Here is a 23902-nt window from a genome sequence, read left to right as displayed (position 1 = left end):
AGACGAACACCCGCAATATTTGTCGGCAATGGGGTGAACATCCCGGTTTTTCGTCATCAACATATCATCATAATAAAATCAAAAGATCCCATCCCATTGAATCCAAAACCTCACCATTCTTTTTCATGAAAATCAAACATTTAACGCTCCTCGCGGCACTGGCTTGCGGATATTCAGCTTCGGCCCAGAAAGGCAAACCGCTTTTTCCCGATCAGCCGGGAATGGTTTCGTACACGTTCCGGTCGAGCCTTTCCAAGGATGCGGCTGCCACGTTGGATACGATCAAAGCGCTGAAAATTACCGACATGGAGTTTTCCAGCCTTTTCGGTAAGACGGCGCCGGAGCTACGCAAATTGCTCGATGAACGCGGGATCAAATGCTCGTCGTTCGGGGTGGGGTATGAGGACGCTTTGAACAAGACCCAGGAAGTAGGAAATAATGCGAAAGCATTGGGCGCGAGTTACGTGCGCGTGGCGTGGGTGCCGCACAAAGGGCCTTTTACACTCGAAATGGCCGAGAAGACCGTGGCGGATTTCAACAAGATCGGCAAGCAACTGAAAGACGAATTCGGGCTGACATTCTGCTACCATAACCACGGCTACGAGTTTGAAAAGCACGGCGACGGCACGCTCATGGATTATATTATCCAGAAAACCGATCCGAAATACGTGAGCTTCGAGCTCGACATGCTCTGGACGTTCTTCCCCGGCCAGGACCCGGCCGCGCTGATCAACAAGTATCCCGACCGTTTCAAACTCATGCATATGAAAGATTTGAAAAAGGGCATAACCGGCAATTTGTCGGGCGGCACCCCGGTCGAGAACGATGTCGCATTAGGTACGGGGCAAATCGATATTCCGGCTGTCCTGAAAGCTGCACGGAAGGCGGGACTAAAACATTACTATATCGAGGACGAAAGCCCGAGCTACGCCAGGCAGGTGCCTCAGTCGATCGCCTATTTGAAAAGTTTGAAATACTAATTGGAATAATAACTGTGGCAGCCGTATCCTGTTTTAGACCGGGATACGGCTGCCTTGCTATATGTGCCTCCTGTGGATTACTTTTTGGTTGGTTATGCAGGCAGCTATTACGATTTAAATCGAACCGGCGTTGCGTGCAATATCGGCCGATGTTCAGATTGTCCAGCTGAACCGGCAAATTGTATAAGCATAACTGTCGCCAGCTGGCTACTTTTGCGCTATTATTTAGAATGAGTCTATTTATTAATAAAAATAGACCAACAAGTTGTTCGAAAAGTACAGTGCGGTTTGGTCGTCCTTACGCTACTATAATCTAAAATCACCCTCAAAAATGAATACCTATGAATTGACCGCTATCTGACATTCCCCGAGATATCTATTCAAAGTAAAAAACCGGAGGGCTGGTACCCCGCCGGTTTGGCGCGCCGAAGCGCATTACTTAAAACGCTGAAACATTTAAAGCAATGCAAATTAGTAAAATTCTGCATACAGGGCTCCTTTGTGCCTTGTCGTTCGTCGCCTTTGCCCAGCAGGCGGATGTTACCCTCACCGGGCACGTCAGGTCGGAAGACGGCGAGACGCTCCCCGGTGCTTCCGTGAGCCTGAAAGGGACTTCGCACGGTACTTTCACCGGCGCCGACGGAAAGTACACGCTCGAACATGTCCGTCCGGGTTCCTACAAGATGCTGGTGTCCTTCATGGGCTACCAAACGCAGACCAAAGACATTACGCTCAAAGCCGGCGAGCATTTTAAACATAATGCCAAACTGGTTTCCGAAACGCGCGAGCTCGAATCGGTTTCGGTGATCGGCCGGACGGAGACGAAGGAGATTAATCGCCAGGCGTACAACGTGACGGCCATCGACGCCAAAAAGCTCCAAAACTCCACGCTCGACCTTTCCCACGCACTCGACCGTGTGTCGGGGGTGCGTGTACGGGAGAGCGGCGGCGTGGGCTCGAACATGAACTTCTCACTGAACGGGTTCACAGGACGCCAGGTGAAGTTCTTCCTCGACGGCGTACCGATGGATAATTTCGGCTCCTCCTTTCAATTGAACAATATCCCCATTAACCTCGCCGAGCGGGTGGAGGTTTACAAGGGCGTGGTACCGATCTGGCTCGGCTCGGATGCATTGGGTGGCGCGGTGAATATCGTGACGAATACCCGCCAGAACAGTTACCTCGATGCCTCTTATTCTTACGGCTCGTTCAACACGCACCGCACGACGATCAATGCGGGTTACACGGCCAAAAACGGCTTTACGGCACAACTGAATGCATTTCAGAATTATTCGGACAATAATTACTGGATTACCGTCGATGTCGCCGACGTGAATACCGGCGAGTATTTCCGCAACCAGCGTTTGCGCCGGTTTCACGACACCTATCACAATGAAACCGTGATCGCGAATGTGGGTGTGGTAGGCAAGAAGTTCGCCGACAGGCTTTTACTAGGCGTTACTTTGGGTAAGAACAAAGCCGAAATCCAGACCGGCGCGCGGATGGTGAGCGTGTTCGGGCAGTGGCACCGGAAGGGTAACATTGTGATGCCGAGTTTGAAATACCAGAAGAAGGATTTGTTTGTGAAAGGGCTGAATGTCAATATTTCCGCCAACTATAACCTCGGCCAGGAGCAGAATGTGGACACGGTATACCGTCGCTACAACTGGTTCCAGCAATTCAAACAATACGAAGGAAAAGGTAGCGAGCGGGAAAGGTCGCTGTATAAATTCCGGAACAACAACGGTCTGGCAACGGCGAATGTGACCTATCAGATCGATCCGCGGCATTCGATTACCATTAACAATGTATTGAACACATTCAACCGCAAGGGCGAGGACGAGCTTTTCCCTGAATCGGCCAAATACGAACAGCCGCGCGTGAACAAGAAGAATGTACTGGGATTGGGTTACAAATTCGATTACAATGAGCGTTGGAATACCTCGCTTTTTCTCAAACATTTTTCCCAGAACAACAAATTTTCAGTTTCCTACAACCCGACGGGCAACTGGGGCGACGAGGCGTTTTTAGTCCAGAAAAACAGTTTTGAGAAGCTGGGCTACGGTATTGCCTCCACTTATTTTCTTTTCAAGAATTTTCAGTTAAAAGGTTCATTTGAAAAAAGTTATCGCTTGCCGGAAACCGATGAGCTGTTCGGTGACCTTCTGAATCTGGAAGGTAATATAGACCTCGATCCCGAGACGAGCTACAACTATAACCTCGGTTTCAGCTACAATGGGGCGGTCAACCGCGTGCACCGTTTCAGCGTGGATGCGAATGTGCTCTACCGCGACGCGCAGGGCTTTATACGTCCCCGCCTGAATGCCAACCAGACCAAACAGGTAATGGACAACCTGGCGGATGTTACCAATTTCGGTATCGACGGGGAAGTCCGTTATTCGTACCGCCAGCTTTTCACGGCGGGTGCGAACCTTACCTACCAAAATCTCCGCAACAACACGCGTTTCGAAGAAGGTTATACCACTGAAAGTCCGCTGTACCGCGATCGTATCCCTAACATGCCGTTCCTTTTCGGTAATGCCGACGCGGCGGTTTTCTTCAAAGACCTTGGTAAGAAAGGTAACACGCTCACGCTCGGCTATAACCTGCTTTATGTGCATGCCTACTACCTGTATTGGCCCAGCCTCGGCGCCGACAAACTCGACATCCCGGAGCAGCTGAGTCACGACGTGAATGTGGTATACGCCATGGCCGATGGCCGGTACAACGTCTCGCTGGAATGCAAAAACCTGCTCGACGCGAAGCTGTTCGATAATTTCAGCTTGCAGAAGCCAAGTCGTGGTTTCTATGTCAAATTACGCTATTTCATCAGTAAATAATCTTTCACAATTCAATAATCCAATCAAAATCAGAAAATGAAAAAGTCATATTTGAAATGGTTTTTCGTAGCAGGTATGGGCATGGCGTTGGGCGCTTGCAGCAGTGATGACGACAACAACAATCCGACCCCGGAACCGGGTACCGGCACGCAGTCACGCTACGTGGTGGCTTCGGCGCCGATCGGCTCACAAGGCGTTGCCGATTACCTCCTTACGACCGGCGATCTCTCAGCGGGAACGATCAGTACGGTAGGGCAGGGCATCGAGCAGGATGGTTCTTACCGCTATTACCTGACCCATAAGGGCAAGTTTTTCAGCCTGTTGTACGGTCAGGGAAACCCCGGCGCCGTTACGACTTATGCATTGGATGAAAAAGGCGGTCTGGTGAAAACCTCTGATTTCCAGAGCGAAACTGTTCAGGTTTTTGCACCGGCGGGAGATGATATCCTCACCATCAAGGTACCGAGAAGCGGTAACGAAAGCGCGTCGTGGTTCCGCATTAATGCAGATCAATCCAAAATCGTAGGCGAAGGTCAGGTGAACATCGTGAAACTCGCGGGCAACGGCGAGCGCGCGCACTTCACGTGGGCGACGCAGGTGGGCGACAAAATTTTTGCTCCCTACATGAGCATCAAAGGCGCCGCGCCGGACGTATTCGGTACCGCCAACCCGGACAGCAGCTGGATCGCCGTATTCAATTACCCGGCCATGACGCTCGACAAAGTGATCAAAGACAACCGTACCAGCTTCATCGGCTCGTATTTCAACAACGGTTTGTCGGTGGATGAAAACGGCGATGTGTACGGTTTCTCACCGGCCTCGGCGACCAACAGCGGTGTGGCTACGACTACGAAACCTTCGGCATTCGTCCGCATTAAAAAGGGTACCACGGAGTTCGACAAGAGCTATTTCTTTAATGTGCAGGAAAAATCGGGCGGCTACAAAATCGCCAACCAGACCTACCTGGGCAGCGGCAAGTTTCTGCTTTATATGTACGGAGACCTGGGCAAGGCGTCCGGAAACAAGAAATTGGCCATTGCCGACGCTTACAATCAGACATTTACATGGGTAACCGGTGCGCCGGAAGCTTTCGCGTCGTCGTCGGCTTCTTATAACAACAATACTGTCAGCGATGACAAAAAGAGCGTCTTTGTAGGTATCAACACCGAGGCCGGGAGCTGGGTTTACACAGTGGATATCGCCACTGCGGTAGCCAAGCAAGGACTCAAAGTCGAAGGTGGGGCAATTACCGCCATTGTTAAGGTCAAATAGTTTGGGTTTTAGAAGTACTACAAACCCCGCCGGGCTCCGATCGTCGGACGCGGGCGGGGATTTGTGTTTTGCAGGAACTGCGCCCGTTGCCGATATTTGAGGCTGCGAAGCGCATTAAGCAGAGGGAAAGGGATATGGATTACACAGTTAGCAAGACGATAGAGGAACAGCACCACGAGCAGCAGCGCACGCAATTCCCCCTGCACGACCTGGGCGATGCCTTTTTTGCGATGGCCACCATCGAAGACGGCGACGAGCATTTCTTCAACGGCATTCACCGCCACGATTTTTACGAACTGCTATGGTTCACCGACGTTAAGCCCGGACAGGCACATTACATCGACTTCAATAAATACCCCATCGCGTCCAACCAGGTTTTCCTCCTGCTGCCCGACCAGGTGCACAGCATGGATCAGCGTGACAAATGCGGCTTCCTGATGGCTATTTCCAAAGATTTTTTCGAACGGTTGATCGGCAACGACATTTTCAAACTCTTCAAATGCTCCACCAATTTCTCCGTTACCATACCCGACTGCCATTTGCTGGTCGTGCGAACACTAACGGACCTGATCCGAATCGAAAACGAAAACGAAAAGCGTCCGGCCATCCTCGAATCGTACCTTCGAAGTTGGTTCCTGCAATGCATTGATTTGCAGAAAGAAACAGGGGAAACCACGCCCCGGGACCCGAGGTTGCAAATATTGCTGGAATCCATCGAAAACAACTACCGTCGCCAACGCAAAGCGGATTTTTACGCCAACGAGCTTTCCCTCAGCGCCAAACGCCTCAACGAGCTCACCCGAGAATCATTTGGTAAAACCATCAGCCAGATGCTCAACGAGCGCCTCATTCTCGAAGCCAAACGCGAAATCGGCTACGTACGGAAACCGATCAAGGAAATCAGCTACGAGCTTGGCTTTTCGGAGCCAGCCTACTTCACAAGGTTTTTCGGGAAGCAGACGGGGTACAGCCCGGAAGAGTTTAGGAGTCGGATGGCGGTGTTGTATGAAGCGTGACTGATAGACTTGTTTTTCATCATTATTTTGTATCTTACCATCATTCCCTGCCAGCAGGGAACCTACAAAGGTCTTTAACGCTGAACCCGCAATCAGCGTTTTTTCGTTTTCGTGTCTGCTGTCTGTTCTTCGCTGCCATTCCGCTCATTTAAGAACTTTCTCAACTGTTTCGTCCGAATGAAATTTGAGCTTTTGAGATCGGATTGTTTTTGACCTTATGCCTCATTGGCAACTTCAAGAGATCTGAGAAACAATTGTAGTTCGCTATTCGAATCAATGTTATCGAGACCTAAATTCGCGGCTTTGGTTGTGGATAGTTGAGAATAAACTGGATGGATTGAAAAAGTATTTGGCCAGACGTTCGTTCTAGGATATTTGTTTTCATGCGCCCAATGTGAAATGCGATAAAAGACAAACCCTATGTGTATGACAGCCACGAAGAGGTTCGCTTGTAGCTGTGCAATGGACCCGTCGTTCTTTTTGTTGATGTTGACCGATGGGGATTGGACTGACAGTTGATAATTTAGGCCGAAATGTTGAGTACCATGAATTTCGACTAGAAAGCCGTCGCCTATTTTTCCTTTTCTTAAATCAGTAGTTGCTTTTTGAGTTAAAGGGGGTAATAACCGAACTCTCATAGCTAAAAGTAAAACTTTACATATCAACCATCTGCTCAACATCTGGCGGTTGATCGGAGTTAATGCCAGTTCATGAGAATATTTTAAATCATTCGAATTACGAGTAATGATGTTCTTTACATCATTTTCCAGTTCAGACATCCATTCATTGTTACACTTTACGCAGACATCGTACGTCGTAATCCCATAAGATCTTTCTTTACCCTTGCTTAGTCCGTATTCGTAAGAACTAATAGGTTTTTCGAGGGGTATATGGTGGGTAATGCTATCGAAAGAATACTCGGGAAAATAATTTCGGAACCATGTTGGTAGAATGTGCTCTTGGCTTTTTGACTTGTTTCCACAAAATATGCAACCTGTATTGATTTTGGGCGATACAAACACATTACCGCCTCTTTGCAAGCTGTCAATTATCGCGTTTAGTTCATTTTTGTACAACTTAGGAAACGTTACGAATGTTTCGCGCATCGGTTCTGTTTGGCCAAGTGATACAACATCCCATAGGGGGTTTTTCTTTGCTGTGATTATTTCAAGTTTAGTCTTTTCAATTGGATTCAGATTTTCAATTATATTGTTTACATAGGTGCGCCATTCACTATGGATGTCTATTGTTAGAACTTCAATATTTCCATACCAACATTGATATTGATACTGATTGATAGCAAAGATGTGAGTTAAAGTGATTTTGCTCCATGTCGCGGAAGCAATATAGTGTCGAAAAATGGGCGTGTCTTCCCAAGCATCAATGCGAATGAGCTTGCCTATATCGTCGACCGATACATCATTTAGCTCAACACTTTCTATGTACTTAGCACTAACATCTTGTAAATCGATGGTAAACCCAAATGTTTGGCAAAATACAGCGAGCGTAGCTTCTAAGGGCATATCAATACATAAAGTTTGCTCAGGAAGCCAGAAAGCAAACGAAAGCCTGTTTTCTGTATTGATTTTTTTTACGCATATCAGCAAATGGTGCAAACGCCTATCAGGAAAATATTTATAGAACAACGTTCGCGTCTGTGAAATTCTCTGTTCTTTATCCGGAGTATCGAAAGTATCGAAGATTGATCGCTCATCCACTCCGTAATTATTTACGAAGAATAGAAAGTGGTCTGTTATGCGAATTTGTTTCATTCCGTGAGTTATTGCACAATATAGCAAATTGGAACCAGTCATTTACTCCATAGACAGAACAAGATGATTATATCACCGTGAGTTGACCCTAATGAATTTCAATTCATTTTTCAAAAGGAGTCATGGTGTGCAGCTACAAAAAAGACCACTAACCTCTACACAGCCATCAGTCAAATGATTAACGGGCGTCTCAGTCTGGGAGCCAAGTGCGAAATCAGCTACCATCTGGGCTTTTCCGAGTCGGAGTATTTACAGGTCTTCGGCAAACAAATAGGTTACGCGCCTGGGTATTTCAGTATGAGGACTGCGGCGTTGCATGAAGAGTGGACATGTACAGAAAAGTGCAATTTTCTATACATGTCCTAAAAATGTATATAGGGAAGACAGCACTTTTCTATACATGTTATGGTCGAGGCGCACTATTTACAGCCCTAATGTTTTTCTCACTCGCGACGATTGTTCGGATTTTTGGACAACTGCATCGCCTCTAATTTGCCTTCCATAAGGTGTTGCTGATATGGGCAGTCGCTCACCCCACCCGCAACCCAAAATCAAACCTTTCGCTCACAATCCTCCGCAAAACCCCGATCTGACCACAGTGGTACATGGTATGCTTCACGTTCCAGTCGATGGCTTCGAACTTGTTGGTGGCCACGGGATGTGGGGTAGGGGTAGGTTCTAATGGGTTTTCGAGCTCTTCCAGGGTTACCGTCGCAAGGATTTCCAGCGATTTTTGCTGCATGATTTTTAAATCTGCGAATAGTTTTTCGGGTGAGAATCTGCCGATGGATTGTTCGGCGCGGGCGACGGTGAAATAGTCGCTGTATTCTTTGATCGGGAGTTGCCGCAAAATATCCATTTGATGCCCGCGGATAACCATGACGGTATGAAAATAATGGCTGATGATCAGGTGTCCTACCTGCCAGCTGATGCTGGATTCAACGGTGTCGGGGATGATCTCCCATTTTTCGAGCGGGATGTTTTCGATGAGCTTGTTGGTCCAGCCGTAGGAGTTGGCGTTCTGGTGGACGAGCAGTTCGGTGGTGGTCATGGTTTGGTGGGGTTGAATGATGTGGATTCCTAATGTATTGCATTTCCGGTAAGTATCTGCAAGTCACCGGTAGAAAATTACCAGGCAACCCGCCGGAATTCCACGGGCAGCCGGTACTTTATCATAACAATCCCGACGGTACGTTCACGAACGTCACCCATGCAATGGGCCTCGTTCAGAGCCCAGGTTATTAAAGTAATAGTTGAGCCCCGGCAGCGTAAACTACCGGGGCTTTTACTTTTTGCAGTTACCGTTCACTCGGTAGCGCCGTCAAAAGTCATTAGAGACTGCGCTGCGAAACCTTTTAGTGGAGTCCGGTCTCCGGACATGATTTCATTGTAGTTTGAGTAAAGAGAGGGGCGGCGTGTTCCTCTTTTTCTTTTTACCTCAATACTTCCGCTGCTTCCGGTATTGCACTACCTGCTTCGCCATTTTGCCAAACTGCCGCTCAACACGTTTCTTTTCGAGGGAATCGGTCTGGTAATGCGCTTGTTCACGACTGATTTTGAGGTAACTCTCGTAAACTTCGCGCGGAAGCCCGCCCTCGCGCACGGCCGCGACCACCGCGCACCCGGGCTCGTGCTGGTGCGTACAATCGTGGAACCGGCATTCGACTGAAAGCGCCGCCAGCAATGGGTGATAGTTCAAGCCTTGTTCGTCGGCTTCCAGCGTAACGCCAAACTCGCGCATCCCCGGCGAGTCGATCAGCATTGCTCCCGACGGCAGCATGATCAGGTTCCTCGAAACGGTTGTATGCCTGCCCTTGTTATTGAAATCGCTCACCGTGCCTTCTTCCCGCAACCGGTAACCCAGCAATGCATTCACCAGCGTGCTTTTCCCGACGCCCGACGAGCCGATGAGGACATACGTGTTGCCGGGCAGCAAATGTTCCGCCGCCCAATTTTGCAAACCTTTATGGCCGGTCGCACTCAGCAACAGTACGGGGCAGTCGTAACCTAATGCGATCACTTCCTGCCGGTAACGTTCCGGGTCGGTCACGAGGTCCTGCTTGTTCAACAGCACCACCGGTCGAATATTGCATTGCATGATCTGTACCATGTAACGTTGCAAACGCATGGCGTTAAAGTCACGGTCGAGGCCCTGCACGATGAATGCGGTATCGATATTGGTCGCGATCACCTGCTTCTCGGTCGCCCGGCCGGGCAGTTTGCGGCTGAGCTCGTTGATCCGCTTTAACAAGGAGATGATAATGCCCTCATTATCATAAGTTTTGAATGCTACCCAATCGCCGACTTTGGGCAGGTCGCAGTTTTCTGCCCCGTTCATCAACGCGCCCGAAAGCAAGGCATCGGTGTTCCCGCTGGCGGTAATAAGCTTGTGGCGAAAGCCTTCGATGGCGGTAACGCGTCCCGCTTCGAGTCCTTGTGCCTGGTAAGTATGAAAATGTTGTTCAAAATGGGTATTCCACCCGTATGATGTCAAAGATGTCATTGTGGTAAAGTCTGAGCTATGGGCAGCACATCGCCTGTCCGCGCGCATAGCGGGGAGAAAAAATGATCAAAGCAGGGGATAGTCGCGGGTCCCGAAGAGCGATTAATTCAGAAGACCGGCGTCAGGCTGCAATGTCAGCAGATGGGCGATATGTAGTTTCAGACCTTGACATATTGGGTGCAAAGATAATGATTAACGGGAAATCCGCTAGGCCCCGCCGGGACCAAAATGTCTGATGATTGTAGATATGATAAAGAGAATGAGGCTCGTGAGTACCACCTGGCGTTCATCCCTTCGAGCCGGTTGTTCATCGTTTTTTTTGTTATGCTTTTTCATTTGAATATTTATAGAAAACCCTATTGCATTTAACTAGTCGCAAATATATATATTTAAGAAAATTAAATATAACAATAGCTATGAAACGACTTATCTCCATTTCGATCATGTGGCTGGCGGTCGCAGGGTGTAGCGGGCCGAAAAGCGAGTATGAATCAATGGCGTACGCAGTAGATGCTATGCCTGTAAAGCAGGAAGAGCATAAAACCAGTGAACTAATTGCCGTCGTCAAACCTTCGCCCCAGGAGGGAGAGCAAACGGAGGCATCGGAAGGTGGAATTGTTGCCGACAAGAAGTTCATCAAGACGGGGAACATTGAGTTTGACACAGACGATCCCGACGCGACACGAAAAACGATAATGGCGTCTGTGGAAGCTAATAGGGCTTATGTGAGCAAAGATGCCGAAGAGCGCGTTATTGACGCTGTCAGCTATATCATAATTGTGCACGTCCCAGCCAATCGTTTCGACGCTTTTTTGACCTCCGTGACCAAGGGCGTGACTAATTTCCGGCAAAAATCTATTTCCAATGAAGATGTAACCGCCCAATATGTGGATGCCGAATCCAGGTTGAAAACGAAGAAGGAGATAGAAAACCGCTATCGGGCATTACTCGTCAAGGCCAACACCGTGAAGGACATCCTGGAAATCGAGAGGGAGCTCGGTGAAATCCGCACTGACATCGAGGCCGCCGAAGCGCAATTCCGGCAGCTGAACGGCGATATTAAATATTCGACGTTGCGTATCGTCTTTTTTAAACCCATCGGAAAGTCCAACCCGTACTTCCGCGAACTTGTCAATGCATTTCAGGAAGGAGTGGGGAACCTCCGCGCATTCACAATCGTACTTGTTGCGGTCTGGCCGTTTGTACTGCTGGCGATAGGCATGGTAATAGCGCTTAGTTATTGGAGAAAGAACAGGAAACGAGCGAGGAAGCAGGAAGCTGCTGAGTTATCGTAGATTGCAATCGTCATGCAACCATTTGGGGGCCGCAGCAGTCCCCTAATGCATAACTCGACCCGCTAAAAATTCCCCGAAAACTGTTTTCCGGTTTTCAAATCCTTTAACTGCACGGATCGCACGGTTCCTATCCCGGCAAACATGATGTCGAGCCCGTAAATGTGCCGTAATGCTTTCTGATAAGTGTTTTTATAAGCTTCCCGGCCGTTAATGAGCAATGTCGCACGGCGGTTTACGACCTTCATTGTGATGGTGCCGCCGGCGGTCAAGTCGGCGCCGAGGAAGTCAGGCCCTTCGGAGCGGCCGTCTTTTTTTAACTCCGAAAATTGCAATTTACTCCAATGCACACAGCCCGGTTTCATAATATCGACCATGTGATTGGACGAATCCCCATATACGGTCAGGCGTACCTGTGAGCAGCGCACGCCCGGGCGAGGTGGCGAGGCTTTGACGTTAACGAGCAGCTCGAAATTGTCGCCGTCGATGCCGCTGATATGAGTATTGATAAAATCTACGAAAAACGTCCGGTTGGTATCGACGCCCGCACGCGCTATTTCTCTGGCACTAATGCTGTTGTATCCGTTGGAAAACAAGCCGGGAGTCTCGATCGGGTATACGCGCGTGGTATCGTACATCATATTCGCGGTGGCTGTCCAGTTGCTGGTGCGAAGGAAAACAGGTACGGTATCCAGCGGAACACCAGCCTTTTTTAGTACCGCAAAATAGCGCCCCGGCACTTCGTAGTAATGCGAGTAAACGCTGTCTTTTCCGTTCAGATGCGTTTTCTTGCTGTCACCATATTCAATGACGTATTCACTGGCCAGCTCTGAAATGCTGCCGGAAGTCCGCAGCACGAAGACAGCCGAATGCGGGTTTTCGCCTTCTGGATTCTTGCAAAACAGGGTAACGTCCGCTTGTTGGTCCCGCAAAATCACCAATCCGCGCCAGATGGTGAAGCTCATGATGATCAATGCAATGGAAGCAATCAATGCCGCACGCCTGAGCGATTTGCGCCTGGGCGTTGGGGCTGGAACGGCCAATGCTTCCGGCTGCGGAGGGATTACGGGCTGAACATCCGGCCTTTGAGGTATTTTCACGGGCTGCCTTGCCTGCGCGTCCGCAAATCTGTCCCAATCCGCAAACCCGACATATTGTGCCAATGCATCACGCGTGGCTTTCTGAGGATAATACCGCGCGTCGGTTTTAATTTTCCCGAAAATCCGTTTCAACGTATTCGGGCTGATCTGCACGTGCGTCTTTTTATAAAGGATGCTGCTGAGCCTGATGAAATCGCTGTTTGTCCATTCCGGACTGTCGGGCTTGCCGTAAGTGTCGGCCACGAGTTGACAACAGTGATCGAGGAGGTCTAATGCACTCGCCTTGTCTTGTCCATTCTCCATAGAAATCATACAATAAACTTCTGTATGTCAGCTTTTTAGGTTGTCCATAATTTTGGATAGCGAACTGGCTAAGCGCATTTGAAAATCCTCGTATTGTCCAATTTTATATTTGCTCACTCAAATTTTTGATGTGCGCCCTCCGGGTTCCCGGCAGGCATGAAACCCTAAATATTGGAAAAAAATATGCGACAAAAAATTCTACTTGGCTGCGCCTTGTTGTTTGCCTCCATGGGACCGTTGCTGGCACAGGTGCGGCAACTTACCGGCAAAGTAACCGACGAAGGCGCGAAGGACCTCCCCGGCGTGAGCATTGTCATCAAAGGCACCCAGCGCGGAACGGTGACGGACGTAAATGGCGATTACACACTTGTGCTACCCGATGGCGAGGCCGCTACCCTGACATTCTCATTTGTAGGCTACCAAAGCCAGGACATTACCCCCGGTGCGCAGACGAAGTTGAACGTCACCCTCAGACAGAGCGATAATGCATTATCGGAGGTAGTGGTGGTAGGCTACGGAACCCAGAAGAAGAAGGACCTCACCGGCGCTATTTCGTCGATCGGCGCGCGCGACGTGGGCGGAAGGCAGACGTTACAGGTGTCGGACGCCCTGCAGGGTAGCGTAGCGGGTGTTTCGGTTACCCGCAGCAGCGGCGCGCCGGGTTCCGGGTCGAGCATTCTTATCCGGGGCATTACCACCATCGGTACCAACAGCCCGCTGGTGATCGTCGATGGCGTGCCGGTGGCGAGCATCGATAATGTGAATCCCGGCGACGTGGAGAACATTACCGTGCTGAAAGACGCGGCCTCGGCGGCGATCTATGGCTCGCGGGGTGCGGCGGGCGTCATTCTGGTCACGACAAAACGGGCCAAAAGCGGGCAGGGGAGCCTGGAATACACCTATGAATACGGCGTGCAACGTGCCACTGCTACACCCGCATATGTGGGCGTGCAGGATTACATGCGGTATTTCAACGAGCAGGCCGTCAACGACGGCGCCACCGCGGGGCCGTTTGCGGACGCCTACATTGCTTCCTACCTGGACAGCAACCGCGTGAGCCCCGACCGTTTCCCGAATACCGATTGGCAAAAGGCCATCCTCACACGCAAGAGCGCGCCGCGCCAGCGCCACGACCTTGTATTTACAATGGGAACCGGGAAAATCAAGACAAAAGCATCGCTCGGGTACGCGAGTTCCGGTGCGTTCTATGATAACCGTTCGTACGACCGCTACCTGTTCCGGGTCAATAATGATATGCAGGTGAACGACAAGATCAGCGTGAACCTGGATGTCTTTTACAAAAGGACTACCAACAAGGGTAATGCCAACGAACTGCCGAACAGTACTTTTAACCCGATTTACGAAGCCCGGGTAATGCCGCCGATCTATGATGATGTGTATGAAAACGGCAGGCTGGCCGTGGGTAAGGACGGCCGGAACCCGCTGGCGCAGCTCCGTGAGGGTGGCTTTACGAGGCAGTTGTACAACCAGCTGGGTGGCCGCATGCAGTTTAATTACAAGCCGGTAAACGGCCTCACGTTCACCGCATTGGTAGCGCCTGTATTTGATTTTGATAAAACCAAATACTTCTCGAAGCAGATACGATTCACGAATCCCGACGGTACCATAGGCACCGTAATGAACCAGGCGCGGACGGTGCTGAATGAAGGCCGGTCGGAAGGGGTGACGATGAACGGACAGGTGCTGGTGAACTATGCGAGGGAGTTCAATTCGATGCATTCGATCGATATTCTGGCGGGTTTTGAGGAAAACTACCGTTCGCAGGAATCGCTGGGCGCGTCGCGGAGCGGGTTTGCATTGACGGGCTTCCCTTACCTCAATTCCGGCTCCACCGAGCTGCGCGACAACAACGGCAGCGCCAATGAATCGGGCTTGCATTCATTCTTCGGGCGGTTGCAATACAATTTCAAAAGCAAATATTTTGTCCAGGGAAACCTCCGGTCCGACTTGTCGTCGCGGTTTGCATCGCAGTACCGGAAGGCCGTTTATCCGTCCGTTTCGGCTGGCTGGACGATTTCGGAGGAGCAGTTTCTCAAAAGCACGCACTGGCTGTCGTTCCTGAAACTCCGCGGCTCCTGGGGCGAGGCGGGTAATGAGCGCCTGCTCGACAAGGACGGTAACCCGGCCTATTATCCCTACATGGCTACCATCGATTTCTCCACGGCATTGTTTTACCAGAATGGCGGCGTGGTACCGCTCACCGGCGGTGCGCAGCAGGTTTATGCGGTGGAGAATATCAGCTGGGAAACCAGCCGGACGGCAGACATCGGCCTGGATGCCTCGTTCCTGAACGATCGTCTCACGCTGGCAGCCGACTATTACAAAAAGACCACCACCAATATCCTTCTGCCGCTCGATATCCCGCTTTACCTGGGTTATGACAAACCCAACCAGAATGCCGGAACGCTGAATGTAAAAGGCTGGGAGCTCGAACTCGGCTGGCGCGACCGCATTAACAAGCTCAATTACTCCGTTTCTGCCAACCTGTCCGATGCCAAATCGACGGTAGGGGATTTGAAGGGCACCGAGTTCCGCGGCGACCAGATCGTCCGCAACGGCAGCCAGTATAACGAGTGGTTCGGGTATATTTCAAACGGGTTATTTCAAACGGTGGACGAAATCAAGGGAGCGCCGGCACTGAATGTGACTACCAAGCCCGGGGATGTCCGTTACGTCGATGTGAACCAGGACGGCAAGATCACGACCGACGATAAGGTGTTGCTCGGGGGCGCATTGCCGCGCTACCTGTATGGCGGAAACCTGCGGGCCGATTACGAGGGTTTTGATATTGGTCTGACATTCCAGGGAGTAGCAAAAAAGCTGGCGCGTCTGAGCTCCGAGGTAACGCAGCCGTTCGCGGAGGCATTCGGTAACATGCCCGCGGAAATGGTGGGTAAGTTTTGGAGTAACAATAATACGCCCGATCAGAACCTGAATGCGACCTATCCAAGGCTTTCGCGCACATCCAATGCCGCCAACTACGCGCTTTCGGATTACTGGCTGATGAGCGGCGCCTATTTCCGGTTGAAAAATATCACGATGGGCTATACCCTGAAACAGGATATGCTGAAAAAGACCGGCGTACAGTCGTTGCGGCTCTACCTCTCGGCCAACGACGTTTTCTCGCTCAGCAAGTTTCCCAAATACCTCGACCCGGAATCGGGCAGCTATTCGTACCCGATCGTAGCCACCTTCATGGCCGGCGCCACCATCCGGTTTTAGAAACCCTTTTTTGACTTAAAACATATGAAAAAGACGATATTCCTGCTGCTTCTCGCCGGTGCGACGGGCTGCCATACCCTGGACCTCAGTCCGCTCTCGGAAGCTTCCACCGGCACATTTTATTCCAACCAGACAGAGCTCGAACTCGCCGTGAATGATTTGTACCGGCTTGCATTCTGGGGCAACGACAACGAACTGTTCAGTGACAACGAATGGCACCGCGGGCAACTGACCAATGCCGTGATCGGTGGCACGATGAATGCCGACGATGCCAATGTGCAAACGTTCTGGCTCAATTCCTACAAAGCCATCGCCCGGGTCAATTCGTTCATTGCCAACAAAGAGCGCGCCGCCGCAAACACGCCGGCAGAGGTAATGCTCCGCCTCGAAGCGGAAATGCGGCTGATACGCGCCTACCAGTATTCACGGCTGATCACGCATTTCGGCGACGTGCCGCTGCTCACCGAACCGGTGGCGCTGGAAGAATCCTACGGCGTTGCCCGGAAGAACCAGGCTGAAATCCTGCAATTCGTTTTCGACGAGCTCGATTTTGCCGTTGCCAACCTGCCGGTTTCCTACGGCGCTTCCGAAACCAAACGGCTGACCAAAGGTGCCGCGCTGGCGATCAAGGCGCGTATTGCGTTGTATGCCGGCAAATGGGAGATCGCCCGCGATGCTTCCAAAGCGGTGATCGACCTGGGCGCATATGCATTGCACGGCAGCTATTCGCAATTGTTTTTAAAAGCGGGAGAAACGAGCAAGGAGATCATTATCAGCGTGCCGCGCGATGAAAAGCAACAGGTTTTCAATGGGGCGGGTTATGTGCAGGACAATATCTCGCGTAATGCGGGCGGGTTCGGTGCGCAACTGCCCACGCGCGACATCATGGACGCCTACGAGTGCACGGACGGGAAGCCGATCGACGAGTCGCCCTTGTACGATCCGAAAGCGCCTTTCAAAAACCGTGACCCGCGGCTGACGGCGACCATCGTCGAGTTTAACACCCAATGGCTCGGCTACAATTACATGCCGCACCCGGATTCCCTAACAGTGTTCAGTTCAAAGGAAAACCGCCGGGTACCCAATAAAGACACCCGTGCCGTGGCCGCATTTGCGAGCTTCACGGGCCTGCTTTGGAAAAAAGGCATCGACCAGACCTGGCCCGACCGGTTGGTAGAGGACAACGACGCGATCGTCATTCGTTACGCCGAAATGCTCCTGACGTACGCAGAGGCCAAAATGGAGCTTGGAGAGATCGATGAAAGTGTTTTGAACGCTGTTAACCAGATTCGGGCGCGGGCTTACGGGGTGCGCGTGGAGCAAACCAATGCTTACCCTGCCATTACCGGTACCAATGCGGCCGCATTACGTAAAGTGCTGCGCAGCGAACGTCGCGTAGAGTTCCCGCGCGAGGGGCTGCGTTATATGGACCTGATCCGGTGGAAACTGGCAGAAAAGGCATTGTCGACGCCGGTAATAGGCTTGCCCGATCCGGCAGCGCAGAGCCGCGCCAAATGGCCCTTCCCCGGTGTGACGCCGCTCGATGACGACGGCCTGGCCGATTATACCGCCTTTGGTACCGATGTAAAAGTGCTCTCCCAGCGCAGTTTCGACAAATCCCGGCAGTACCTCTGGCCGATCCCGGCCGTAGAGCGGCGTGTCAACCCGAATATCACCCAGAATGCCGGATATTAATCTTAAATTTTCCTGTTGATTTTCAAACCTATGAGTCTTACGATGAAAAGAAATCGAGTGTGGGCGCTGATGGCCGGTTACGTGATGTGTATCGCGCAGCCGACGTTTGCGCAAAAGCCCAAACAGCCTTCATACAGCGGTATTTATCCCCATTTAGCCATGTATAACAATGAAGGTGAATGCGGTACCGGGGCGGTGGTGCCCTGGGCCGGGAAGCTTTGGGCAATTACTTACGGCCCACACCTGCCGTTTGGCTCTTCGGACAAGCTGTACGAGATCGGCCCCGACCTGAAACAGACTGTCCGGCCCGAGAGCATCGGCGGTACGCCCGCCAACCGGATGATCCACCGCGAAAGCAACCAGCTTTTTATCGGCCCGTATGCCATCAACAGCAAAGGCGAAGTGCGCACGATTCCCTACAAGGGGGCAGCGGGCGCGGCAATGCCCGGCCGCCATACCGGCAATGCCCGACACCTCACCGATCCTGCCGGGAAAATCCTCTACGGCACAATGGAAGAGGGGTTTTATGAAGTGGATGTAAAAACGCTTGCTCCCAGAATGCTGTATGAAGACGGCAACGTCGACCGCGACAAGGAAACGAACAAAGCGACTTACCAAACCAAGGGCTTGCTCCCGGGCACGCACGGGAAGGGCTTCTATTCGGGGCAAGGCGTAGCGGTGTATTCCAACAACGGAGAGCCTGGTAAAAAGGCTGAAATACAGTTCGATATAGAATCGGGGTCGCTGTCGGAATGGGACGGGAAGAACTGGAAGGTGGTCCGCCGCAACCAGTTTGTGGAAGTAACCGGGCCTGGGGGCATCGAGGGCAACCGGAACCCTGTTACGGACCCGATTTGGGCTACCGGCTGGGACCATAAATCGGTGTTGCTCGGTGTACGCGATCATGGTAAATGGACATTTTACCGCCTGCCGAAAGCCAGCCACGCCTACGACGGCGCACACGGCTGGAATACCGAATGGCCGCGTATCCGCGACGTAGGTACCACACAGCAGCCCGATTACCTGATGACGATGCACGGCATGTTCTGGAAATTTCCGGGGCAGTTCAACTCGCAGAACAGCGCCGGTATCCGCCCGCGCTCGGCCTATCTGAAAGTAATCGGAGATTTCACCCGCTGGAACGGGCAGCTTGTTTTCGGCTGCGACGATTCCGCCCAGCGCGAATTTTTGAACAAACGCAAGGCCAAGGGCGGAATAGAAGGTCCCGGACAATCCAATTCCAATCTTTGGTTTACTCCTCTTAACCTGCCCGACCAGCTGGGACCCAACTCGGCGGAAGGCTCGGTGTGGCTGAATGAGCCTGTGAAAGCCGGACAAACCTCCGAGCCGTTCCTTTTTGCCGGATGGGCGCACCGCGCGGTGTGGATACGCAACGAGGGCGATACTGAAACGGGTTTTGTATTGGAAGTGGATAAGAAGGGTAATGGAGAATGGACGGTGCTGAAAACCTTGAAAGTCGGTGCTAAAATGGCTTCGAATGCGGCATTCAGCAATGCCGACGCCGGCGAATGGGTTCGGGTAAGGCCCGACAAGGCCACGAAGGCGACGGTTCATTTTACTTACACTTCGGATGACCGCCGCGCGGGTGCGCCGGATGTGATTTTCAAAGGGCTGAGCAATGCGGGCGCGACTGCCAGCCACGGCGGGTTACTGTACGGGCTGGGCGAAAACAGGCGGGTGCTGGGTCTGGCGGCGACGGATTTCAACGGAACGAAGCCCGGAGACGCAGGTTATTACGAACTTGACGGTAATATGCAGCTCACCCGCCGGGAGGACACTAAAATGCATGCATTTATCCAAACAAAGTTCGCTATTCCTAAACAGGTCGTAACCGTGGAGGCATCGTCGGTGCTGGTGGTGGACGATAAGGGCCGCCGGTGGCGGTTACCGCTGGGTAATAACGCATTCACCGGCCTCACCAACCAGGCTTCGCTGCGCATTTGCCGCGAGGTGGCTACGGAGCGCGACCTTTTCAATTGCCACGGCACATTTTACGAGTTACCGGCTGAGAATGCCGATGGTTATGCCAAAATCCGCCCCGTTTCTTCGCACAACCTGCGCATTCACGATTATGCATCCTACCGCGGCTTGCTGGTGATGACCGGTATCGACCCGAAAGCCATGCAGAACAGCGAGCATATCATTGTTTCGGGGGACAAAAAAGCGGCGGTATGGGCTGGCGGGATTGACGATCTATGGAAACTCGGCAAACCGACCGGGCATGGCGGCCCTTGGAAAGACACACAGGTGAATGCGGGCCAGAGTTCGGACCCTTATCTGATCGGTTTTTACGATCAAAAAAGCCTGAAACTTTCGCACGATGCGAAGGAGGCCGTGACTTTTACGCTCGAAGTCGATCCGATCGGTAATGGCCCCTGGATGACTTATAAGTCATTCATAGTGAAGCCGGGACAGACCGTTTCATTCGCATTTCCGCAAAACTTCTCCGCCCGGTGGGTTCGTTTCAAAACCGATAAAGCGTGCAAAGCAACAGCCTGGCTCGATTACCGATAACCTATAATTTCAGGCAAACATTTATATTTCAGGACTGAAACACATCCGCAATGGACGCCCGTCAAATCCTGAAAGAACATTTAACCAAATCCGTCGAGCTGACCGATGCGCAGTTCGACGGGTTTTATAGTTGCTTTAAACGCGAATCATTCCGGAAAGGGCAGACAATCATCCGCGAGGGAGATGCGGTAACGCGCGAGTATTTTGTGCTGAGCGGCTGTCTGAAAACCTATTTCCTGAACGACGAGCTCAAAATGACCATCCTGCAATTCGCAATGCCCACGTGGTGGGCGTCGGATTACATGGCTTTGTATAACCATTGCAAGGCGGCCGTCATGGTGGATTGCGTATCCCAGGCGGAGGTACTATCGATTTCGGCGGACGACCGGGAAAGAATGTGCCACGAAGTCGAAGCAATAGGGCATTTCTTCCGCTGGCGTACAAACAGGGGCTTCGCGGCTTTGCAGAAACGGCTGCTTTCGTTTATGACCAACGACACCAAACAGCGTTATGAAGACCTGCTGACCCAATATCCGATGCTTTTCCAACTCGTGCCGAAGCACCTCATCGCTTCGTACCTGGGCGTATCGCGCGAGACCGTGAGCCGGCTTTACCACGCCTCGCGGTAATGCAAAATGTGACATAGATCACGCAAAACCGATCATTTTCTCTGCTTAATTTGCGCAGCGGGTTTCACTTACCGCCCGCGAACCTGGATTATGTGGAACCAAAACCGTGTTTCCGGCACGCTGGGAATCGAATATCCGATATTGCAAGGCCCTTTCGGGGGCAATCTGTCGTCTGTCAAACTCGTTTCGACGGTTTCTAACCTCGGCGGGATGGGCGGCTACGGTGCTTACATGCTCACGCCCGACGAAATCGTCGCATTGGACAAAGAACTGAAACAAGCTACCGACAAACCCTATAACATTAACCTCTGGATCTCCGACAGCGATTTTCCCGCCGGGGAAGTTTCCGACGAGCAATTCGCAAGGGCCGCCGCGCTCGTAAAACCCTTTTTCGACGAGCTGGGCGCGCCGCTGCCGACCAAACCGAAAGCTTATCCATCGCGTTTTGAAAATCAGGTCGAAGCATTGCTGGCCGCCAAACCGCCTGTTTTCAGCTTCATTTTCGGTGTACCGTCGCAAACGATCCTGGAAGATTTTCGTAAAAAAGGCATTAAACTGATTAGCAATGCGACCACGCTCGACGAGGCCATTGCATTGGACAATGCGGGTGTGGATGTCATTATCGCCTCGGGTTTCGAAGCCGGCGGCCATCGCCCGTCGTTCCTGGAACCGGCCGAAGCTTCGCTCACGGGCACATTCGTACTCGTGCAACAAATTCGCGACAAGGTGAAAACGCCCGTGGTAGCCGCCGGTGGTATTGCCGACGCCCGGGGTGTAGCAGCCGCATTGACGCTCGGCGCGGAAGGTGTTCAGATCGGTACCGCGTTCCTGGCGACCGAAGAATCCGGCGCGAGCGCCTACCACCGGAATCTTCTGCATTCCGACGCCGCACGTTACACGACATTGACCAAAGTATCGACGGGCCGCCTGGGCCGGGGCATTCGCAGCCGTTATACCGAAACGATTGCCGGCCATAACGACGAACTGCTGCCTTTCCCCTTGCAAAACCAGTTTATCGTCCCACTCCGTAAAGCCGCCACCGAAAAGCAGCAATACGACCTGATCATGTTCTGGGGCGGCCAGATCGCGCCGGTATTGAAGCATACCAGCGCGAAAAAGCTCTTTGAAACGATCGTGGAAGAAGTGCCCAACTACCTATTCGCTCCAAGGCGAATGTAAAATGCAGTCGCAGAAGTTCTTGCGCTCGAAATTCGGGATCATGTAGGCGCATACGTCGGCTTTGATATTGCCGAATGTGGTATCCGTTTTGTGCGCAAAACCTGAGAAGAATGTAGGTATGATCCTGTTTTTGAAATTGTTACGCGGAAATGCGGAAATGATCGCCTCGCGGTCGGCGGTGCTGAGATGTTCGTAGCCTTCGCCCATCACATCGAGCCCCACGCCGGAATACAGTAATGCTACCTCCGGCTCCTTGTATTCGGCTACGCCGATGGTGGTGTGCAATGCGATGGCGTCCCATACGAGCTGCATCGATTCTTTGGGTAATCCGTTGCTTTTCAGGAAATTGCGGGCGGCATTGGCGCCGTCCACTTCGAAACGCTTGTCGGGGCTGCTGTAATGCGGGGTGAGGCCCAGGTCGTGGAAAACGGCGCTGATGTAGAGCAGTTCGGGGTCGTACTCGTGTTTTTCCCGGTTACCGTTCAGCGAGGCGAACAGGAATACCCGCAATGAATGGTTGTAAATAAACTCGGTACCGTGTTCGAGGAGCAGGTCGGTGGCGTCGTTGGCCAGCTTGCTATCGGGTATGCGGATGCCCGCGATGGTTTGCAATGCGTTGACAGACATAGTTTTGTGTTTTTGTTTTTACAAAATTAGGTCTGTGCCCCACGCCGGGGAATGTCAGATTCTGCGGATCACCTGCCAAAATTGACGAAGCGCGTGCGGTAATCCTGGGGAGACATGAATGCATTCTTCTTGAAAAAATGGCTGAACTGCTCGGGCGTGCTGAAATGCAGGTAGTAGGCGATTTCCTTTACCGGCTGCGACGAAAACTGCAACGACCGCTTGGCCTCCGCGACGATCTGTCCATTGATGAGCTCCTTCGCTCCCTTGCCCGCGCAACGCCTGCATATGTCCGAAAGCCGCCTCGCCGGAATATTCAGCGCCTGCGCATATTCGGCTACTTCATGCATTTCGCGGTATTTCCGGCTGACGAGCTCGATAAAGCTTCGGTAGAGCTGTTTTTCGTGATTGTCAAATCCTGCGCCCGCCTCCGCATTGATATTCGCGATCTTGATCATCATGATTTTCAAATAGGCCGCCAGCGCGTCGATTTTGTTCACATAGTCTTTCTTTTCAAACTCATGATGCAGTGTTTGAAACAAAAAGCTTAATTCCGTGAATGAAGCCTCGTTTACATCCAGCCGCTGATTTTCAGCTGCATTGTTGAATAGTACGGCCTTGCAGTTGCTGGCGCTGCCGGGCGCTTTTTCCCAGAAACAATCGCCGAAACTGAGCTCATAGCCGGTCAATACGGTCGTTTCGGGGAATCTTAATAACTGCCCTTTTGAAAGCAGGAACAGCGTTTTTCCGGTCAGTTCGAACCGTACATCGTCGATCTCGATCACACCGGACCCGGCTGCCGCAAACAGGATCCGATGATACGTAAGGCGTTCAGGTATGGATGTAAATCTTTCGTTTTGCGTGAAATGACTGACGCGAAAAGAGTCCTTAATATCCTGTTCAAATGCGAGTTCCATGC

At 51.7% G+C, this 23902-nt stretch carries 16 protein-coding genes; 10 read left to right on the top strand and 6 right to left on the bottom strand.

What is annotated here, in order from left to right:
* Window positions 1-125 precede the first annotated feature (125 nt).
* From BMW93_RS14965 to BMW93_RS14950, 4 genes are all read left to right on the top strand, one after another.
* Window positions 126-980 (top strand): sugar phosphate isomerase/epimerase, encoded by an 855-nt coding sequence (locus BMW93_RS14965; RefSeq protein ID WP_090377444.1) that lies wholly within the window; start codon window positions 126-128, stop codon window positions 978-980.
* A 464-nt stretch (window positions 981-1444) separates the two neighbouring features.
* Window positions 1445-3820, top strand: a complete 2376-nt coding sequence (locus tag BMW93_RS14960) for a TonB-dependent receptor (RefSeq protein WP_090377441.1) — start codon at window positions 1445-1447, stop codon at window positions 3818-3820.
* 36 nt (window positions 3821-3856) lie between these two features.
* Window positions 3857-5092 (top strand): DUF4374 domain-containing protein, encoded by a 1236-nt coding sequence (locus BMW93_RS14955; RefSeq protein ID WP_090377438.1) that lies wholly within the window; start codon window positions 3857-3859, stop codon window positions 5090-5092.
* Between the two features lie 134 nt (window positions 5093-5226).
* Complete coding sequence (locus BMW93_RS14950) at window positions 5227-6108, top strand: helix-turn-helix domain-containing protein (protein ID WP_090377435.1); 882 nt, start codon at window positions 5227-5229, stop codon at window positions 6106-6108.
* Window positions 6109-6323: 215 nt separating this feature from the next.
* Here the strand turns inward: BMW93_RS14950 and BMW93_RS14945 are convergent, their stop codons facing one another.
* The 3 genes from BMW93_RS14945 to rsgA all read right to left on the bottom strand — a co-directional run bounded on the left by BMW93_RS14945 (window position 6324) and on the right by rsgA (window position 10383).
* Window positions 6324-7880 carry a hypothetical protein gene (locus BMW93_RS14945; protein WP_090377431.1) on the bottom strand — a complete coding sequence of 519 codons (1557 nt, stop codon included), beginning with the start codon at window positions 7878-7880 and terminating at the stop codon, window positions 6324-6326.
* Between the two features lie 529 nt (window positions 7881-8409).
* Entirely contained in the window at window positions 8410-8931 is a 522-nt protein-coding gene (locus BMW93_RS14935; RefSeq protein ID WP_090377426.1) for a DinB family protein, read from the bottom strand.
* A 387-nt stretch (window positions 8932-9318) separates the two neighbouring features.
* Complete coding sequence (gene rsgA / locus BMW93_RS14930; RefSeq protein WP_090377423.1) at window positions 9319-10383, bottom strand: ribosome small subunit-dependent GTPase A; 1065 nt, start codon at window positions 10381-10383, stop codon at window positions 9319-9321.
* A 416-nt stretch (window positions 10384-10799) separates the two neighbouring features.
* Between rsgA and BMW93_RS14925 the strand changes: the two genes are divergently transcribed.
* Entirely contained in the window at window positions 10800-11678 is an 879-nt protein-coding gene (locus BMW93_RS14925) for a DUF4349 domain-containing protein (RefSeq protein ID WP_090377420.1), read from the top strand.
* Between the two features lie 62 nt (window positions 11679-11740).
* Here the strand turns inward: BMW93_RS14925 and BMW93_RS14920 are convergent, their stop codons facing one another.
* Complete coding sequence (locus BMW93_RS14920) at window positions 11741-13078, bottom strand: hypothetical protein (RefSeq protein WP_229240444.1); 1338 nt, start codon at window positions 13076-13078, stop codon at window positions 11741-11743.
* A 183-nt stretch (window positions 13079-13261) separates the two neighbouring features.
* Here BMW93_RS14920 and BMW93_RS14915 point away from each other — a divergent pair, with 183 nt between their 5' ends.
* The 5 genes from BMW93_RS14915 (at window position 13262) to BMW93_RS14895 (ending at window position 22359) form a co-directional block, all read left to right on the top strand.
* A complete protein-coding gene (locus tag BMW93_RS14915; protein ID WP_229240442.1) occupies window positions 13262-16321 on the top strand; it encodes a TonB-dependent receptor in 3060 nt (1019 codons plus the stop codon).
* A gap of 24 nt (window positions 16322-16345) precedes the next feature.
* Window positions 16346-18016, top strand: coding sequence for a RagB/SusD family nutrient uptake outer membrane protein (locus BMW93_RS14910; protein WP_090377414.1), 1671 nt, complete (start codon window positions 16346-16348; stop codon window positions 18014-18016).
* 42 nt (window positions 18017-18058) lie between these two features.
* The gene (locus tag BMW93_RS14905) at window positions 18059-20551 is read left to right on the top strand and encodes a hypothetical protein (protein WP_090377411.1); all 2493 of its coding nucleotides are present in this window, start codon (window positions 18059-18061) and stop codon (window positions 20549-20551) included.
* Window positions 20552-20601: 50 nt separating this feature from the next.
* Window positions 20602-21180: a Crp/Fnr family transcriptional regulator gene (locus BMW93_RS14900; protein WP_090377408.1), complete on the top strand. Its 579-nt coding sequence runs from the start codon at window positions 20602-20604 to the stop codon at window positions 21178-21180.
* Window positions 21181-21270: 90 nt separating this feature from the next.
* On the top strand, window positions 21271-22359 hold the full coding sequence (locus tag BMW93_RS14895) for a nitronate monooxygenase family protein (protein WP_090377405.1): 1089 nt from the start codon (window positions 21271-21273) through the stop codon (window positions 22357-22359).
* Here the strand turns inward: BMW93_RS14895 and BMW93_RS14890 are convergent.
* Together BMW93_RS14890 and BMW93_RS14885 are read right to left on the bottom strand one after the other, a co-directional pair.
* Complete coding sequence (locus BMW93_RS14890; RefSeq protein WP_090377402.1) at window positions 22336-22986, bottom strand: HD domain-containing protein; 651 nt, start codon at window positions 22984-22986, stop codon at window positions 22336-22338. The genes BMW93_RS14895 and BMW93_RS14890 overlap by 24 nt on opposite strands.
* A 68-nt stretch (window positions 22987-23054) precedes the next feature.
* Window positions 23055-23900 (bottom strand): helix-turn-helix domain-containing protein, encoded by an 846-nt coding sequence (locus BMW93_RS14885; RefSeq protein WP_090377399.1) that lies wholly within the window; start codon window positions 23898-23900, stop codon window positions 23055-23057.
* Window positions 23901-23902 lie beyond the last annotated feature (2 nt).

The sequence above is a fragment of the Dyadobacter sp. SG02 genome (assembly GCF_900109045.1).
Classification (GTDB): Bacteria; Bacteroidota; Bacteroidia; order Cytophagales; family Spirosomataceae; genus Dyadobacter.
Note: the sequence above shows the minus strand (reverse complement) of the source record. Positions and strands in the feature narration are given on the sequence as shown.